The following is a 15,985-nucleotide window of genomic DNA, read 5'->3' on the forward strand; positions in this document are numbered from 1 at the left end:
TCATCGGTTCATCGCTCTCCGCGATGTGGGAGAACCCCGGCCCGCTCTCCACGTTCTCGGGGTACACGGTTCTCGGTTTCGCGGCGCTCGGCTTCGCCATCCAACGACGAGCGCGAAGCTATCGCGCACTCGAGAACGACTTCTCGACACGCGCGCACGTTCTCGAGACGCGGCTTGCGGCCGCCAGTCAGCAGCTGCGGCAACCGCGGCGCACTGGGATGATCACACGGATGCTGCGGAGGATTTCGGCTCTGATCCGCGGCGTGGCTGACGCGGCCCGCGCCGCCCGATCCCGGCGAACACCGAATGCAGGAGCGGCAGCGCCGAGACGCAGATCAGCGTGATCCCGAGGGGCGGCAGCGGTGCGATGAGCAGCGCCCCGCCCACGAGCATGGCGGCGAAGAGCACACCCGACGCGATGCGGCGCGCGATGCCCTCGAGCCGGTCGAGGCGGCGTTCCAGGCGCGAGGTGTCGAACGTCACATTGCCGTCGTCCACGCGGGTGATGATGCTGTCGATGCGCTGCGGGAGTCGCATCGTGATGCCCGCGGTCGCCATCGCCTGCTGGGCGAGGTCCTGCATCAGGTTGCCCGACTCATCGCGCAGCAGCCGGCCGGCGTAGGGCTCCGCGGCATCCCACACGTTGAAGGCGGGGTTCAGCCCGCTGCACATGCCGGAGGTCAGCGAGACCGCGCGGATCAGCAGCAGCATGTTCTCGGGCAGCTGGAGCGGCAGCGACCGCACCATGTCGCCGAACTCCTCCGCGAAGTCGTGGAATTCGCGAGGGTCGACCTTGCTCAGCTCGGCGAACCCCATGCCGCCGAAGCGGGCGAAGAGCGCGGTCAGAGCGCGCTCGAGCTCGTTGGTGTCGGCCGAGGGCAGCAGCACCCCGATCTCCTTCGCAGCGGCGACCAAGCCGCGGCTGTCGCGACCGGCGACGGCGATGAGGAGCGTGCGGAGTCCGGCGCGCAGGTTGTCGGGGACTTCGGCCATCATGCCGAAGTCGATGAACGTGAGACGGAAGTTCCTGCCGACGGCATCCGTCGACGCACCCTGGGCCCCTGAGCCCGTCGAAGGGACGGGCGTCACGAAGATGTTCCCGGGGTGGGGATCGGCGTGCACGAAGCTGTGCGTGAAGACCTGATCGAACATGACCTCGGCGAACACGTCGGCGACCTCGGACGGATCGATGCCCGCAGCGCGCAGCGCGACGACGTCGTTGATCTTGATCGCCGTGACATCCGACAGCGTCAGCACGCGGCGGGTCGAGCGCTCCCAGACGATCTCCGGGGTGTCGACGCGCGAGTCCTCGGCGAAGTTCTCGCGGAAGCGCTCGGCGCTGGCCGCTTCGTGCAGGTAGTCGATCTCCTCGAAGCTCGTGTGCGCGAACTCCTCGACGAGCGCACGGGCATCGACGCGATCGGCGACCAACCGCACGCGCATCGCCCAGCGGGCCACGCGGCGGAGGGCCGCGAGGTCGACCGCCACGATCTCGTCGATGCCGGGGCGCTGCACCTTGACGACGACGTTCTCGAGTCCCGTGTCGGCGGCATCCGTCTCGTTGAGCCTGGCGCGATGCGCCTGACCGAGGGATGCCGCTGCCACCGGAGTCTCGTCGAACCAGGCGTAGGCGCGCGTCAGCGGCATGCCGAGCTCGGCCTCGGCGACGATGCGGAGGTCCGCGAAGGGGACCGCGGGCACCTCGTCCTGCAGACCCTCGAGCTCGGCCGTGATCTCGGGCGGCAGCACGTCGAGGCGCGACGACATGAACTGTCCGACCTTGATCATGAGGCCGCCGAGCTCGACCGCGAGCACGTGGAACCGGCGGGCGAACTTCTGCATGCGCGGACCGCGAGTCCGCTCGGCGATCGAGGTCATGCCGAAGCGCGGCAGGACGAGCTCGTACCACCAGACCTTCAAGAACTCGCGGGCAGCGAACGACAGGATGCGGCGGTAGCGGGCCTTGTGGATGCCTTGGGCTGCCGCAGCATCCGTCATCGGTGAGTCCCCTTCGTCACCCCGGCGTCAGTCCTGAGCGAGGATCGAGTAGAGCTTACGGCGCGCGTCGTCGAGGATGTCGATCGCGGCCTGCACCTGCTCGGGCGAACCGCTGCGGCCGACCGCGGCTGCGGCTCCCGCGAGGTCGACGCCCGCCTTGGGGAGAGCGGTGAAACGCGGGTCGTTGCGGTGGCCTTCCTTGCCGGCGGCCGGCTCCCACGGAGCCTTCGTCTCGGACGACTCGGAGGCGACAGCGCGGCCGGCCTCGGTGAGCGAATAGGTCTTGCGACCGTTCTGCTCCTCGGCGGAGATGAGGCCTTCGTCGGCGAGCAGCTGAAGCGTCGGGTAGACGGAGCCCGCGCTGGGCTTCCAGGAACCACCGCTGCGCTCGGCGATCTCGTTGATGATCTGGTAGCCGTGCATCGGCTTCTCGACGAGGAGCGAGAGCACCGCGGCGCGAACATCGCCTCGAGCCATGCGCGAGCCGCCGGACGGACGCTGCTCGAACGATTTGCGGAACTGATCGAACGCGTCGAACAGAGCGCCGGCCGGGCCGTTCGCGCCGCCGAGTCCGCCGGTGCCGAACAGGCTGCCGAGCGGGTTGTCGGCGTTGTTGCTGCCGGTGCCGCCGAAGGGGAATGAGTTGCTCATGATGACCTCCTGGGTCTGCGGTGAACGATAGTCAACGATATATCGTTAACCCTGGAGGTTGGGTGGGAATCCGGACCTCGTCAGCCGCGAGGCAGGGTCAGGATCTCGGCGCCCTCGTCGGTGATCGCGATCGTATGCTCGGTGTGGGCGGTGCGGCATCCGGTCGCACTGCGGAGCGTCCAGCCATCGGCATCCGTCACGAGCTCCTTGGTGTCGGCCATGACCCAGGGCTCGAGCGCGAGCAGGAGTCCGGGACGGAGCACGTAGCCGCGGCCCGGACGTCCGTCGTTCGCGACGTGCGGGTCCTGGTGCATCGTCGAGCCGATGCCGTGTCCGCCGAACTCGAGGTTCACGGAGTATCCCGCGCCGCGCAGCACTGCGCCGATGGCGCGCGAAAGGTCTCCGATACGGGCGCCAGGACGTGCGGCAGCGATGGCGGCGGCGAGAGCCCGGTCGGTCGCGTCGATCAGCGCTTCGTCCTCGGGGTTGCGGCTGTCGCCCACGATGAAGCTGATCGCGGCGTCGGCCGAGATGCCGCGGAGCGTGACCGCGAGATCGAGGGTGAGCAGGTCGCCGTCCGCGAGGGCGTAGTCGTGCGGCATGCCGTGGAGCACGGCGTCGTTCACGGCTGTGCAGACGTAGTGACCGAAAGGTCCGCGCCCGAAAGAGGGTTCGTAGTCGACGTAGCAGGAGACCGCTCCCGCATCTTCGATCATCTGCCTCGTCCAGCGATCGAGGTCGAGAAGATTCGTCCCCACGACGGTGCGCTTCTTCAGAGACTGCAGGATGTTACCGACGAGCGCACCAGCGTCTCTCGCGCGGACGAGCTGGTCGTCGTTCAGGATCTCGATCATGTCTTCTCTCCGGGAGTCGATGGGATGCCGATAACTATCCCGGTAATACTATCCCGGGATTAGTATGGGCATCATGATGGTCCGGATGCCGCTCACTCCCGCGGAGGTCGAACGTGGCGAACGTCTCGGCGCTCTCCTGCGGCGGGCGCGCGGCGAGCGGTCGATGCTGGCCGTCGCGCTGGACGCCGGGGTCTCGCCGGAGACTCTGCGCAAGATCGAGTCCGGTCGCGTCGCGACGCCGGCCTTCTCCACGATCGCGGCGATCGGCGACGTGCTGGGTCTCTCGCTCGACGCCGTCTGGGCCGAGCTCGGGGCGGGTGCCGCCTCGGATGCCAGGGGTCGACGCGTCGCATCGTAGAAGCTGCCCTACTGCACGACCGGCGATCTGTTGAAGCTCTCCACGGGTCGCGTAACCGGCGGCCGCAGAGCACGATCCCGACCCCCACAGTGGACTCATGACTCCCCATTGCTCCCCTTCGAGGCGTGCATGCATACTGTAAGCATGCCGAACATTCTGATCCGCGATCTCGATCCCGCCGTGCATTCGGTGCTCGCAGCACGCGCCGAAGCGCTGGGACAGTCGCTGCAGCAGTATCTGACCGCGGAACTGACGCGGCTCGCCGGCCGACCGACACTGGCCGAACTCTTCACTGACTTCGCGAGTCGGCCCCCGCAGCAGCCGATCCCGGCCAGCGCGATCGTCTCCGCGATCCATGACGGCCGTCGCGCAGGATGATCGTCGTGGATGCATCCGTCGTCGTCGACCTGTTGACGGCGACGGGCGGCAGGACCCGGCTTCACGATCGACTGGCCGATGAAACTCTGATCGCTCCGGAGATCCTCCCGATCGAGGTGGCGTCCGCGCTGCGTGGGCTCAACCGGGGCGGCCTGCTCAGCGACGAACGCGTCGAGCGCGCGGCATCCGACCTCGCTCGACTGCGCCTCGAGCTGTCTTCGCCGCTCCCCCTGGTGCCGCGAGTGCTCGATCTTCGTCACAACCTCAGCGCCTACGACGCCGCCTACGTCGCGCTCGCCGAGGTCACGCGGTCGGCCCTGCTCACGCTCGATCGCCGTCTCGCCCGCACGGCCGCTGCCCACTGCGCGGTCGAAGTCCCCGAGCGAGAAGCGGCGGGAACATGAAAGGCTCGCGAGAGACCACCCTGCCCTGAAGGAGCTCGATACATGGCCCACGCCCTCGTCACCGGCAGCTCGCGCGGCATCGGCCGTGCCATCGCACAGACGCTCGCCCGACGAGGCGATCGGGTCGTCGTGCACTACGCGAGGGATCGCGCTGCCGCCGACGACACTCTCGCGTCGCTTGACGGCACGGGTCACGCGGTCGTCGGTGGGGACATCGGCGATCCCGTCGAGGCGAAGCGTGTAGTCAGCGACGCTCTCGCCGCGGTCGGAACACTCGACATCCTGGTCAACAACGCGGCCGCGGCGCCGAACGCGGCCAACGCGCATCCGGTCGGATCGACGTCTTACGAGCAGTGGCAAGAGGCGTGGACGCAGATGGTCGCGGTGAACCTGCTGGGCGCCTCGAACGTGACGATGCTCGTCGCGCAGCATCTCATCGAGCGCGGCTCAGGCGGCTCGATCGTGAACGTCGGCTCACGCGGCGCGTTCCGCGGCGAGGCCGAGCACCCGGCTTATGCGGCGACGAAGGCGGGACTGCAGGCTTTCGGACAGTCGATGGCCCTCGCCCTCGCCCCGCACGGCATAGCGGTCACGTCGGTCGCACCCGGGGTGGTCTCGACCGATCGGCAGTCGACGCTCCTCGAGGGCACCTCGGGCGAGCGGGTCAGAGGTCAGAGTCCGTTCGGCCGCGTAGGCACTCCCGAGGAAGTGGCCGACGCCGTCGCGTACCTGACCTCGGGGCGTTCGACGTGGGCATCGGGCAGCATTCTCGATCTCAACGGGGCTTCGTACTTCCGCTGATCGCGCTCCGGCGCGCGCAATCCGGGGCGCGGGAAATCCGGGCTGGATCGGAAACGCCGCTCCCGGCCGCGTTGTGCCAGCATTCCTGATCCATCACACTCGTTCGCGTCCGCAGGAGCGCTCAGCCCCGCAGCACCGAATCCAGCAACCCCGGGAACAGGGCGTCGAGGTCGTCTCGCCGGAGCGTCAGCATCCGTCGGCGTCCGTTGGGCTCGTTGCGGATCACGCCGGCCTCGCGCAGCACCTTCATGAAGTGCGATTTCGTCGACTTCGGCAGGTCCGGATCGGTGGCGTGACAGGCGACCATATCGAGCGGCCCGTCGGAGAGCTGGCGCGCGATAGCCAGGCGCTCCGGGTCGCTGAGCGCGAAGAGCACGTCCGTGAGCTGAATCTCGGAGCGCTCGGGGTGCGGAAGATCGCCAGGCATGGTTCGATAATAGTTGAACGATCATGGAATAGCGCGTACGCTCCGATAGTTCGATAAATCTCGAACCCTGGAGGAGCACGCATGACCACGACCCAGCCGATCGCACTGCCGTCAGCCGCAGAGCGCGCCGAGCACGACCCGACACAGAGCATCACACCCCGCGCCCGGTTCGGCTTCATCCTCGCGATCGTCGCGCAGATCGCGATGATGATCGCGGCGAGCGCGCCCTCGCCGTTCTACCCCGTGCTCGCGCAGGACATCGGCTTCGACGCCATCGTGATCGCCGCGGTCTTCGCCGTGTACGCGATCGTGCTGCTTGACGCTCCTCACCGCCGGCTCCCTCTCTGATCACATCGGCCGCCGACCGGTGGCCGTCGCCGGATTCCTGTTGCTCGCGTCGAGCACGTTCCTCTTCTGGCACGCGGATGCCGTCGGCGTGCTGTTCCTCGCCCGCATCCTGCAGGGCTTCGCGAGCGGTCTGCTCATCTCCGCGCTGTCCGCCGCCGTGCTCGACCTGGCCCCGGGCGGTCGCGCTCGCACTGCCGCTCTGTGGAACGCGCTGAGCCCAGGCATCGGCCTCGCGACCGGCGCGCTTCTCTCGGGCGTGATCCTCGACCTCGCCGACGCGCCTCTTCTCGACGTGTTCGCCCCGCTGACCATCTCGTACATCGTGCTGGCCGCACTGTTCCTCCTGACTCCGGAGACCGCGCCCCGCACGCCGGGCGCATGGGCGTCGCTGAGCTTCCGCCTGTCGATCCCCGCGGTGATCCGCGCAGACTTCTGGCGTGCAGCCCCCGCAGTCGTCGCCGGGTGGGCGACCGGAGGGCTGTTCCTGTCACTCGGCGCGAACATCGTGCACAACGAACTCGGCGGCACCGCGCACTTCTGGCAGGGGCTGGCCGTGGCGATGCTCGCGGGCGTCGGCGCCATCACCGCCTTCGTGATGAGAAACCGATCGCCGCGCGCGTCGGTGATCTTCGGCACGAGCTCCCTGGCCGTCGGCACAGCCCTGTCGCTCGTGGCTCTCAGCGTCGGCTCGCTCCCCTTCTACATCGCCGCGACCGCCGTGACCGGGATGGGTTTCGGCACCGCCTTCTCGGGAGTCGTCGCGTCGCTCGCCCCGCGCATCCCCACCACGCAGCGCGCGGATACCTTCGCGGTCATCTACCTGCTGGCCTATCTGGCCTTCGGGGTTCCGGCCGTGATCGCCGGCGCGCTGGTCGGGCTCGTCGGGCTCGGTGCGGTGTGCGTCGGGTACGGGATCGTCGTGATCGTGCTCGCGGTCGTGGCATTGGTGTCGCGGGTGCGTCGGGCGGACTGAGGGCTGAGGGCTGAGGGCTGAGGGCAGCATCGGGAGGAGAACTCACCCTGACGCGGAGGAATCTGGACCGATCCTCCGCCCGAGAGGGTGTTCTCCTCCCTTCACCGTGCGAGCGCGTCACGCCCTACCGCCACCCGCACCGCTCGCCCCCTTCCGCCACACCGCGACCACGCCTGCACCGACCACCGCGAGCGCGGCCGCTCCGAGGAAGAGCCAGGAGAAACCGCCGGTGAGGGCATGGGCTGCGGTTGCTCCCGCGTTCTCGAGCTCTGCTGTGCGCAGGCCCGCGATCGTCCCGAGCACGGCAAGGCCGACCGCGCCGCCGATCTGCTGACTCGTGTTGATCAGCCCACCGGCGAGCCCCGCTTCGCCGCCCTCGACTCCCGCGACCGCGAGCTGCGTCGTGGCGACGAAAGCCCCGCCGAGCCCCACGCCGATCAGGAGCGTCGGACCGAGCAGTTGGGTGAGGAAGACAGCATCCGACGGGGCCGCTGCGAGCCAGACGAGTCCACCGGCGAGCATCAGCAGTGAGCCGAAGAGCACCCGGCGCGTGCCGAGACGAGCGATCAGCGCCGGAACGACTCCGGCGACGACCACGAGAGCGCCGGCGAGCTGAAGCTGGGACAGACCCGCGGTGAGGGCGTCGTACCCCAGCACGGCCTGCATATAGACGGACAGTGCGAAGAATAGGGCGACCATCGCGGCGCCGGCGAGCAGCATCACCACGTTGCCGAGCGCGAGATCGCGGTTGCGGAACACCGACAGCGGCACGAGCGGCTCCGCCGCACGGCTCTCGATCGTGATGAATGCCGCCCCCAGCAGCAGTGCGGTCACGAACAGCACGAGAGGCAGCGGATGCAGGAACCCGAGCTGCTCGACGGCGCTGAAACCTCCGACGAGCGAGATGAGCGCCGCCGTGACGGTGACAGCGCCGGTGAGATCGAGCCGGCCCTGGACGCGGGCAGTGTCTCGGGAGATCAGCAGCGGGATCGCGACCAGCACGACCACTCCCACCGGCACGTTCACGAAGAACACCGACTGCCAGCCGAGCGTCGCGGTGAGCACGCCGCCCAGCAGCACGCCGGCCGCCGATCCGATCCCCGCGACTCCTCCCCAGACGCCGAGCGCCTTGGTGCGCTCCTTCACCTCGGGGAACAGGTGCGTCAGCAGGGCGAGAGCCGCCGGTGCGAGCAACGCCGCGGACGCCCCTTGCAGGGCGCGCGCCGCCAGGAGCATCTCGGCCGAGAACGAGAGCCCGGCGAAAGCGGATGCCGCGACGAACCCCGCCGTGCCGACGAGGAACACCCGCCGGTGGCCGTAGCGATCGGCGAGCCGCCCGCCGAGCAGCAGCAGTCCGCCGAACGCAAGCACGTATGCCGTGATCACCCAGGCGAGGGCGACGGTGTCCATGCCGAGCTGCTGACCGAGCACCGGCAGCGCGATGTTCACGATCGAGGCGTCGAGCACCACGAGGAATTGCGCGAGGGCGAGGATGCTGAGGGCGAGCCAGCGGCGGGAGCTGCGGGAGCTGCGGGAGCTGCGGGGCGAGGTTCCCTGAACGGCCGAGATGGTCGTTGTCATGATCTTCTTCTCCAATCAATGAGTGATTACTCACTCACTCTTCGGCGCAAACGGAAGCCCGAATCAGCCGTTCCGATTCGGGCGGTGTTTCAGTCAGGGTGACGGATGCCACGGGTCAGCAGCTCCGCCCACTTCTCGATGCGACCATCCAGTTGGGTCGTGACGATGAGGTGGCACAGCTGACCGAACGCGATGAATCGCTGCACGTCTTCATCGGAGCCGCCGGACCTGCTCTGCGCGAAACTCGTCACGCGGCCGAGGCCTGACCGGAGCGCTGCCCCGATCTCGGGGATCTCGGCGACGGACTGCGCGTGCACTTGGAGCATGAGCAGCTTCCGGTCGGAGATCAGGTGGGCGTACGCGTCGCCCATCGCATCGAGAACAGCTTCCGGCGACTGGTCGGCAACAGCATCCGCTCCTTCTTCGAGCGCGATCAGGATCGCTTCGAAGCAGGCCTCGAGTGCGGCGATGAACAGCGCCTCTTTCCCGGAGTACAGCTTGAAGACATAGGCCGGGGAGATCTTGGCCTCGCGGGCGACGTCGGCCACGGTCGTGCCGTGGTAGCCGCCGCGCGCGAACTCGGCGAGCGCCGCCGTCGCCACGAGCGGCCGACGAGCGTCAGCCGTGGAGAGGATCGAACTACGCGAGGTGGGCACATGAGTGACCGTACACTTACTCATCGCATCCGACAAGTCGAACTTGCGCTATCCATCGATAAACGATAGATTCCTGCTGTTCCTCGATGAAAAGATGGAGTCATGAACAGAGCGACCATCGTCGTGCTGCAGGTCGTGATCGCGATCGCGCTGGTGGGCTCGGTCGCCGTGCAGACGCTCATCGCCCCGCTTCTCTGGCTCGATCTCGCGGCGGAAGAGCTGTGGGGCAGGATCTTCCTCGTCGGGGTCGTCGTTCTCGGGGTCCGGACGATGCAGGTGTTCGGAATCTGCGTGTGGATGCTATTGGGCAAGGTGCGGCGCGGATCGATCTTCTCGAAGTCGTCATTCCGGTACGTCAACGTGATCATCGGCGCCATCCTGACGGCGGCCGCGCTGGCGTTGGCGTTGGCGATCGTGCTCGCCCCCGGCCAGACCGCTCCCGGAATCGTCGGACTCGTCTGCGGAGCATCCCTCGTGCTCGGCGGCATGGCTCTCCTCATGGTCGTGATGAAGGCGCTGCTGCGTCAGGCGATCGAGCGCGAGACCGAAGCGCAGACGCTTCGCTCCGAGCTCGACAACGAGGTGATCTGATGCCCGTCGTGGTCGACATCGACGTGATGATGGCCCGCCGCAAGATGAGCGTGGGGGAACTGGCCGAGCGCATCGGCATCACTCCGACAAACCTCGCGGTGCTGAAGAACGGACGTGCCAAGGCCGTGCGCTTCACGACGCTCGATGCGCTGTGCGAAGTGCTCGACTGCCAGCCGGGCGACCTGCTGCGATGGGAGGCGGAGTAGCGGCGACGGTCACGCGCTGCGGAGGAGATCTGCAGTTCGGAGGACCGGATCCCAGGATCCGCTCCTCCGAAGCGCAGATCTCCTCCCGACCGCAGAGACAAGACCCTGCGGAACCGAGAGCATCGCTCCAGAGCACCGCAGGGCCCGCTCGCTGATCAGCGCAGCGTGAACTCCACCGTCGTGGCGTTGCCCGCGACGTCGTACACCACGAGAGTGTTTGCGCCCGCGACGGCGCCGAACGCTCCCGGCTTCACGAAGTTGAGGTCGGACCAGACGTTGTTCGTCAGGTCCTTCAGCACTCCGTTGAGCTCGACCTTGTCGATCTTGCCGGCATCGTTGAGCTTGAAGCTGACCCGGTCGTAGCCCGAGTCGTCACCGCCCGTGAAGGGTTCGCCCGCCTTGACGGTGACCTTCGGAGCGGTGGCATCCAGGACCACATCGAACTTCGAGGTCTTCGACACGTTGCCCGCGGCATCCTGCGCGTTGTACTTGATCGTGTACGCGCCGTCCGGGAGCGTCACGGTCGCCGTGTGCGACCCGCTCGTCCCCTGCACCTTCGACTGCGTGCTCTTCACGAGCGTGCTGCCCTGGTAGACGTTGGCGACGATGCGGTCGAGGCCGACCTCGTCGGCGGCATCCACTCGGATGTCGATGGTCTTCGAGGGTCCGGCCGCGGTCGGGCTGACGAGCGCGACCTGCGGGCGCGTCGTGTCGGGCGCCGCCGGTTCTCCCGCGACGAACTCGACCGTCTTCACCGGCGACCTGTTGCCGTACATGTCAACGGCAGCCACCTCCGCCACGTAACCGATGCCCGGCGTGAGGGTGATCAGCGGAGCATCCGCCTGGCGTCCGTTGCGGATCGCGAGGGGGATGTCGAGGATGCTGGGACGCGGCGCGATCTGGAAGTCGGCGAGCACCTTGGCGCCGGCCTTGATCGGGAGCGCGACGGCTCCGGTGGCGGCATCCGTCACTCGGACGTCGTAGGCGTAGACCGACTCGTCGTCGGTCGCGGCGGGCACTCGGAGCACATCTGTTCCATCGACGAGGATGTGCGACGGAGTGCCATCGAAGACGGGGGCGACGTTATCGCGCGCAGCGGCGGTGTAGTCGAAGTTCGCGCGCACCTCTTCCGGCGTCGTGCCGTCGAGGCGCACCGTCCACGTCGGGCCCGCGAGGGTGCCTGCGCTCTCGAACGGGAACCCGGACTGGTAGGTCCCCCAGGCGCCGTTCGTATAGGTGCGCTCGTCCTCGGCGGCGAAGTTGACGCGGTCGATCTCGGTGCGGTCCTTGTAGACCTCGACGTAGAGCGCCTGTGCGGTGGGGATGGTGAACTCCTCCCACAGGGCCTTGCCGTACATCTGGTACACGTCATGAGGAGTCTCGGTGTACGACATGGATCCGTCGTTGACGGCCGTGAATCCGCCCTGCCAGATCGAGCGCTCGTCGTTCAGATTGAGGTGCGAGTGGCCCGAGAAGTAGACCGCCTGCGGGTAGGCCGTGAGGTCGGCGGTGATCGCAGGGTTCGAGGCCTGGGCCCCGTCATACACCGTGTTGGTGGTCGGCCGGTGTCCGACGACGAAGATCGGCTTGGTGAGAGCGCCCGGCTCAGCCGAGAGCGACGCGAGGCGTTCCTGCAGCCAGGTGCGCTGCGCGCCGGAGTAGCGCTCGGTGTCGATCACCAGGAACGTCTGGCCGTCGATCGTCTTCTCGTAGTATCCGCCGGTCGCGTTCGGGAACCACTCGCCGTAGTACTGAGCCATGTCGGCGTTGCCGACGTCGTGGTTGCCGCGCGACATGAGGATCGAGGTGTCGTCGAGGCCGAGCCTGTCGATGTTCTCGTCGAAGAGCGTCTTCACGACCTGGTGGTCGGGCGCGGTGTTGTTGTTGTTGTCGTTGATCTGGTCGCCGTTGGAGATGATCAGGTCGGGGTCGGGATTGATCGACGCGAGAGTGTCGAAGTGACTGTTCCAGATGCCGCGGTTCTTGTCACTGAGCGCGGAGGTGTGCACATCGCTGAGCACGAAGAACGACAGCAGCGGCTTCTCGTCGGTCTTGACGATGTAGCCCTCGATCTCGGTCGGCGAGGAGACGCCGCCCTTGAACGCGGCGGCTGCGAGGTTGGTGGTCTCCTCGAGGACCAGCGGCTTCTGATAGACGGGGCTCGCCGGGGTCGGCGTCGACCCGTCGAGCGTGTAACGGATCTGCGCACCCCGCGGGCCGGAGATCTCGACCGTGGCCGGTTGCGTGAATCGGCCACCGTCCTGGCTGAACGTCGGTGCCGCGAGCTCGTCGGCGGCGAACGTCGCCGTGCCCGGAAGCGCGACGACGGCGGCCACGACCGCGATCGTGCACGCCCCTGCGATCTGTCTCTTCACTTCATCCTCTTTCACGTGTGTATCTACGACGCCCCTGATCGGAGGCGTTGTCGACGCTAGGGAGCGAGAGGAGATTTGAAGGGGCGGATGCCGGAACGTTAGGTAAACAACTTCAGGGATGCGCCCCAGGCGTGCCTCGAAGAAGTAAACACAACATGACGGCGCTGGCGATAGAAGTCGCGGGTCTCCGCGTCGCCCCGTTCATAGTTCAGTCAGAATTCGCCCGGGAGCCGCAGATCCGGTCGTGCGGAACCGTTGGCGGCAGTTCTTGCTGAATTGTGAACGCCGACCGCCGATGCCGCCGCGAACGGACCGCGACTACTACCGCGCGGCGAGCAGCTCTCGCAGCCGCGCAGCCTCATCCGCTGGCATCGCGTAGCCGTGCTCGGGCCCGGGATAGACCCCGCCGCGCACCTCGTCCGCATACGCCGTGACCCCGGCGACAGCTGCCCCGCGGAGCTCGGCGTATCGCTTCACGAACTTCGCCGCACCGCCGTCGTACAGCCCGAGCAGGTCGTGGAACACGAGCACCTGGCCGTCGGCATCCGCTCCCGCTCCGATGCCGATGACCGGGATATGGAGCAGCGGCATGAGCGCTGCGGTGACCTCCGACGGCACCGCCTCGATCACGAGCATCGAGCACCCGGCATCCTGCAGGGCGAGGGCGTCGTCGATCACGGCGAGCGCGGCATCCGCAGTGCGTCCTTGCGCGCGGTAGCCGCCGAGGGCCGTGGCGGTCTGCGGCGTGAGGCCCACATGACCGACCACCGGGATGCCGGCGTGCACGAGGGCTCGCACCCGATCGACGGTCGCGCCGCCGCGCTCGATCTTGACGAGGTCGACTCCGGCCTCCTTGACGAAGCGCTGCGCCGTGGCGATCGCGAGCTCGTCGGACGCCTCGTACGACCCGAACGGAAGGTCGCCCACGAGCAGCGGCACCGAGAGGCCCCGCCGGACGGCCTTCGTCAGCATGAGCATCTCGTCGACCGTCACCGGGACGGTGCTGTCGTAGCCGAGCACCGTCATCGCGGCGGAGTCGCCGACGAGCACCAGGTCGACCCCGGCCTCCTCCACGATCTGCGCGCTCGGGTGGTCGTAGGCGGTGACCATCACCAGAGGCTCGCCGGCATCCTTCTTCGCAGCGAGACTTCCGAGGGTGACCCTCTTGCGCGGAGCCGCGTGCGCGCTCACAGCGCGGCCTCCGTCAGCAGGCGATCGACGGCGTCGTCGACCTGGATGATGCTGTTGGCACGATCGACGTGCACGACCGTCGGCGAGTAGGAAGCAAGGTCTTCCGGCGAGTAGTCCGCGTAGGAGATGACGATGATCGTGTCGCCCGTGTGCACGAGCCGGGCGGCGGCGCCGTTGACCTGGATGACTCCGGATCCGCGTTCGCCCGCGAGCGTGTACGTCTCGAAGCGGGCGCCGTTGTCGACGTCGACGACGTGCACCTGCTCGTGCGGCAGGATGTCGGAGGCCTCGAGCAGGATCGGATCGATGGTGATCGAGCCGACGTAGTGCAGATCGCTGCCGGTGACGGTCGCGCGGTGGATCTTCGACTTCAGCATGGTGCGTCGCATCAGGCGCCCGTTCTGTCGGTGGCGGAAGAAATAGAGGAGAGGAGGTGGTTGTCGATCAGCCGGGCCGCGCCCACGCGGGCGGCGACGGCCAGCAGCGCATCGCGGTCGACGCGGGTGACGAGTTCGAGGGTCTCCGCATCGCGGAGTTCGAGGTACTCGGGCGCGATCCCGGCGTCGGCGAGCACGCGGTCGGCGGCGGACAGGATGCTGTCCGCATCGCGCTCGCCCGCTTCGAAGGCGGATGCCGCGGCGTCGAGCGACCGGTTCAGCACGGTCGCCTGGGCGCGAGCATCCGCGTCGAGATAGACGTTGCGCGAGCTCATGGCGAGTCCGTCGGCCTGGCGCACGATCGGGCACGCCTCGATGCGCACGTCGAGGTCGAGGTCGCGCACGACGCGGCGGACGACGAGGACCTGCTGGGCATCCTTCTGCCCGAAGTAGGCCACGTCGGGGCGCACGATCCCGAACAGTTTGGTGACGACCGTGGCGACGCCGTCGAAGTGGAACGCGCCGCGGCTGGCGCCGTCGAGCACCTCGGTGACGTCCGCGACATGGATGGTCGTCGCGAAGCCGTGGGGGTAGATCTCGGATGCCGCGGGCGCGAAGAGGATGTCGACTCCCTCGGCCTCCGCGAGCTCGGCGTCGCGGGCCTCGTCGCGCGGGTAGGCACCGAGGTCTTCGTGCGCACCGAACTGCGTCGGGTTGACGAACAGGGAGACGACGACGAGATGGTTCCGCTCGCGGGCTCGACGCATGAGCGAGAGGTGTCCGTCGTGGAAGGCACCCATCGTGGGGACGAGCCCGACGCTCTGGCCATCACGGCGGGCATCGGAGACAGCGGCTCGCACCTCGGGAATCGTGCGGAGAATCTTCATGCCCGGGGCTCCTCGCGGTCGGGGCCGGGGGCGCCGTGGGCGGGGTGGGCGGTCGCATCCGGGACCGACGTGTCCTGAACGAGCACCCTCGAGCCGCCACCGATCGTCGGCGTTCCGGAGGCGCGGGAGGCGAGCGCCCGTGTTGCAGTGACGAGCTCGGCGAAGAGTTCGTTCAGGTGCGGTGCGACCTCATCGACGGCATCCCGCTGTCGTTCGACGGTGAGGGCGTCGCCGCGGGCGATGGGTCCGGTGAGGGCTTCCTGAGCTCCGGTCGCCACCCAGTTGTCGACGCTGCGGCGGACGAGCGGGGCGAGAAGCTCGCGCGCGTCACGCACGCCGGCTGCGGAAGCGAGCTGCTCGGCCGCGTCCAACACCGTGAGGACGAAGTTCGAGGCGAAGGATGCCGCCGCGTGATAGGTCGCGCGGTGCTCGTCGTCGACCGTGAACGGGTGGGCACCGAGTGCGCGGGCGAGCTGCTCGGCCACCGCGCGGGCCTCGTCGGTGCGACCGGCGATCGCGGCGCCGATGCCGTCGAAGACGTCGGGCGTCTCGGACCCGGTGAAGGTCTGCAGGGGATGGAAGCTGAAGTCCACGTCGTCGAGCGCTGTCGCGCCGGAGACGTGCCCGACGAATCGCACGTGCGGGCGCGCCACGAAGGCGACGGCAGGGATCGCGGCATCCGGCACGCAGAGGAGGGCGATGTCGGCCGACGGCATCGACTGCTCGCGTCGGAGAGGACCGAGAACCTCGAACCCTGCGATGCGCAGACACCGGGCGAGAACGCCTCCGAGACGGCCGGCGCCGATGACGGCGATGGTCGTTCCGGGCGGGAGAGCGGAGTCAGGATTCATGGTGAGAACCGGTCGGATGGGGACGACGCGGATGCCATGAGTATCCGCCTGTGGCGGCATCCGTTCCAAATCAGATAG

General features: G+C 68.1%; 19 protein-coding genes. 8 read left to right on the plus strand and 11 right to left on the minus strand.

Going from position 1 to position 15,985, the window contains the following annotated elements; genetic code table 11:
• Nucleotides 1-222 precede the first annotated feature (222 nt).
• The 3 genes from RS85_RS09625 to map all read right to left on the minus strand — a co-directional run bounded on the left by RS85_RS09625 (nucleotide 223) and on the right by map (nucleotide 3,503).
• A complete protein-coding gene (locus RS85_RS09625) occupies nucleotides 223-1,998 on the minus strand; it encodes an ABC1 kinase family protein (protein ID WP_046013223.1) in 1,776 nt (591 codons plus the stop codon).
• 27 nt (nucleotides 1,999-2,025) lie between these two features.
• Nucleotides 2,026-2,649, minus strand: a complete 624-nt coding sequence (locus RS85_RS09630; protein WP_046013224.1) for a PadR family transcriptional regulator — start codon at nucleotides 2,647-2,649, stop codon at nucleotides 2,026-2,028.
• Between the two features lie 80 nt (nucleotides 2,650-2,729).
• Entirely contained in the window at nucleotides 2,730-3,503 is a 774-nt protein-coding gene (map, locus tag RS85_RS09635) for a type I methionyl aminopeptidase (protein ID WP_046013225.1), read from the minus strand.
• 76 nt (nucleotides 3,504-3,579) lie between these two features.
• Here map and RS85_RS09640 point away from each other — a divergent pair, with 76 nt between their 5' ends.
• The 4 genes from RS85_RS09640 to RS85_RS09655 all read left to right on the plus strand — a co-directional run bounded on the left by RS85_RS09640 (nucleotide 3,580) and on the right by RS85_RS09655 (nucleotide 5,444).
• Entirely contained in the window at nucleotides 3,580-3,861 is a 282-nt protein-coding gene (locus tag RS85_RS09640; RefSeq protein WP_046013285.1) for a helix-turn-helix transcriptional regulator, read from the plus strand.
• 144 nt (nucleotides 3,862-4,005) lie between these two features.
• Nucleotides 4,006-4,239, plus strand: coding sequence for a FitA-like ribbon-helix-helix domain-containing protein (locus RS85_RS09645; RefSeq protein WP_052703510.1), 234 nt, complete (start codon nucleotides 4,006-4,008; stop codon nucleotides 4,237-4,239).
• 5 nt (nucleotides 4,240-4,244) lie between these two features.
• Nucleotides 4,245-4,643, plus strand: coding sequence for a type II toxin-antitoxin system VapC family toxin (locus tag RS85_RS09650; protein WP_200894817.1), 399 nt, complete (start codon nucleotides 4,245-4,247; stop codon nucleotides 4,641-4,643).
• Between the two features lie 42 nt (nucleotides 4,644-4,685).
• Nucleotides 4,686-5,444 carry an SDR family NAD(P)-dependent oxidoreductase gene (locus RS85_RS09655; RefSeq protein ID WP_046013228.1) on the plus strand — a complete coding sequence of 253 codons (759 nt, stop codon included), beginning with the start codon at nucleotides 4,686-4,688 and terminating at the stop codon, nucleotides 5,442-5,444.
• A gap of 121 nt (nucleotides 5,445-5,565) precedes the next feature.
• Here RS85_RS09655 and RS85_RS09660 read toward each other — a convergent pair whose 3' ends face one another.
• Nucleotides 5,566-5,871, minus strand: a complete 306-nt coding sequence (locus tag RS85_RS09660) for an ArsR/SmtB family transcription factor (protein WP_046013229.1) — start codon at nucleotides 5,869-5,871, stop codon at nucleotides 5,566-5,568.
• 81 nt (nucleotides 5,872-5,952) lie between these two features.
• On the opposite strand from RS85_RS09660, the gene RS85_RS20010 reads away from it, so the two are divergent.
• Both RS85_RS20010 and RS85_RS09665 read left to right on the plus strand, forming a co-directional pair.
• Nucleotides 5,953-6,219, plus strand: a complete 267-nt coding sequence (locus RS85_RS20010) for a hypothetical protein (protein WP_235282398.1) — start codon at nucleotides 5,953-5,955, stop codon at nucleotides 6,217-6,219.
• Nucleotides 6,188-7,192, plus strand: coding sequence for an MFS transporter (locus RS85_RS09665; protein WP_235282399.1), 1,005 nt, complete (start codon nucleotides 6,188-6,190; stop codon nucleotides 7,190-7,192). Before RS85_RS20010 ends, RS85_RS09665 begins: the two co-directional genes overlap by 32 nt.
• A gap of 117 nt (nucleotides 7,193-7,309) precedes the next feature.
• Here RS85_RS09665 and RS85_RS09670 read toward each other — a convergent pair whose 3' ends face one another.
• Nucleotides 7,310-8,773 carry a DHA2 family efflux MFS transporter permease subunit gene (locus RS85_RS09670; protein WP_046013286.1) on the minus strand — a complete coding sequence of 488 codons (1,464 nt, stop codon included), beginning with the start codon at nucleotides 8,771-8,773 and terminating at the stop codon, nucleotides 7,310-7,312.
• A gap of 89 nt (nucleotides 8,774-8,862) precedes the next feature.
• A complete protein-coding gene (locus tag RS85_RS09675) occupies nucleotides 8,863-9,429 on the minus strand; it encodes a TetR/AcrR family transcriptional regulator (RefSeq protein WP_235282400.1) in 567 nt (188 codons plus the stop codon).
• Nucleotides 9,430-9,531: 102 nt separating this feature from the next.
• On the opposite strand from RS85_RS09675, the gene RS85_RS09680 reads away from it, so the two are divergent.
• Nucleotides 9,532-10,020 (plus strand): DUF2975 domain-containing protein, encoded by a 489-nt coding sequence (locus RS85_RS09680; RefSeq protein WP_046013231.1) that lies wholly within the window; start codon nucleotides 9,532-9,534, stop codon nucleotides 10,018-10,020.
• A complete protein-coding gene (locus tag RS85_RS09685; protein ID WP_046013232.1) occupies nucleotides 10,020-10,226 on the plus strand; it encodes a helix-turn-helix domain-containing protein in 207 nt (68 codons plus the stop codon). Before RS85_RS09680 ends, RS85_RS09685 begins: the two co-directional genes overlap by 1 nt.
• A 155-nt stretch (nucleotides 10,227-10,381) precedes the next feature.
• On the opposite strand, the gene RS85_RS09690 is transcribed toward RS85_RS09685, so the two are convergent.
• From RS85_RS09690 to RS85_RS09710, 5 genes are all read right to left on the minus strand, one after another.
• Nucleotides 10,382-12,601, minus strand: a complete 2,220-nt coding sequence (locus RS85_RS09690) for a chitobiase/beta-hexosaminidase C-terminal domain-containing protein (RefSeq protein ID WP_052703511.1) — start codon at nucleotides 12,599-12,601, stop codon at nucleotides 10,382-10,384.
• A 321-nt stretch (nucleotides 12,602-12,922) separates the two neighbouring features.
• Nucleotides 12,923-13,792, minus strand: coding sequence for a 3-methyl-2-oxobutanoate hydroxymethyltransferase (gene panB, locus RS85_RS09695; protein WP_046013233.1), 870 nt, complete (start codon nucleotides 13,790-13,792; stop codon nucleotides 12,923-12,925).
• The gene (gene panD, locus RS85_RS09700; protein WP_046013234.1) at nucleotides 13,789-14,181 is read right to left on the minus strand and encodes an aspartate 1-decarboxylase; all 393 of its coding nucleotides are present in this window, start codon (nucleotides 14,179-14,181) and stop codon (nucleotides 13,789-13,791) included. Before panD ends, panB begins: the two co-directional genes overlap by 4 nt.
• Nucleotides 14,181-15,056, minus strand: a complete 876-nt coding sequence (gene panC / locus RS85_RS09705) for a pantoate--beta-alanine ligase (protein ID WP_046013235.1) — start codon at nucleotides 15,054-15,056, stop codon at nucleotides 14,181-14,183. The genes panD and panC overlap by 1 nt, the downstream gene beginning before the upstream one ends.
• Nucleotides 15,053-15,907, minus strand: a complete 855-nt coding sequence (locus RS85_RS09710; protein ID WP_082087578.1) for a Rossmann-like and DUF2520 domain-containing protein — start codon at nucleotides 15,905-15,907, stop codon at nucleotides 15,053-15,055. Before RS85_RS09710 ends, panC begins: the two co-directional genes overlap by 4 nt.
• Nucleotides 15,908-15,985 lie beyond the last annotated feature (78 nt).

This window comes from Microbacterium sp. SA39, from assembly GCF_000967865.1.
GTDB lineage: Bacteria > Actinomycetota > Actinomycetes > Actinomycetales > Microbacteriaceae > Microbacterium.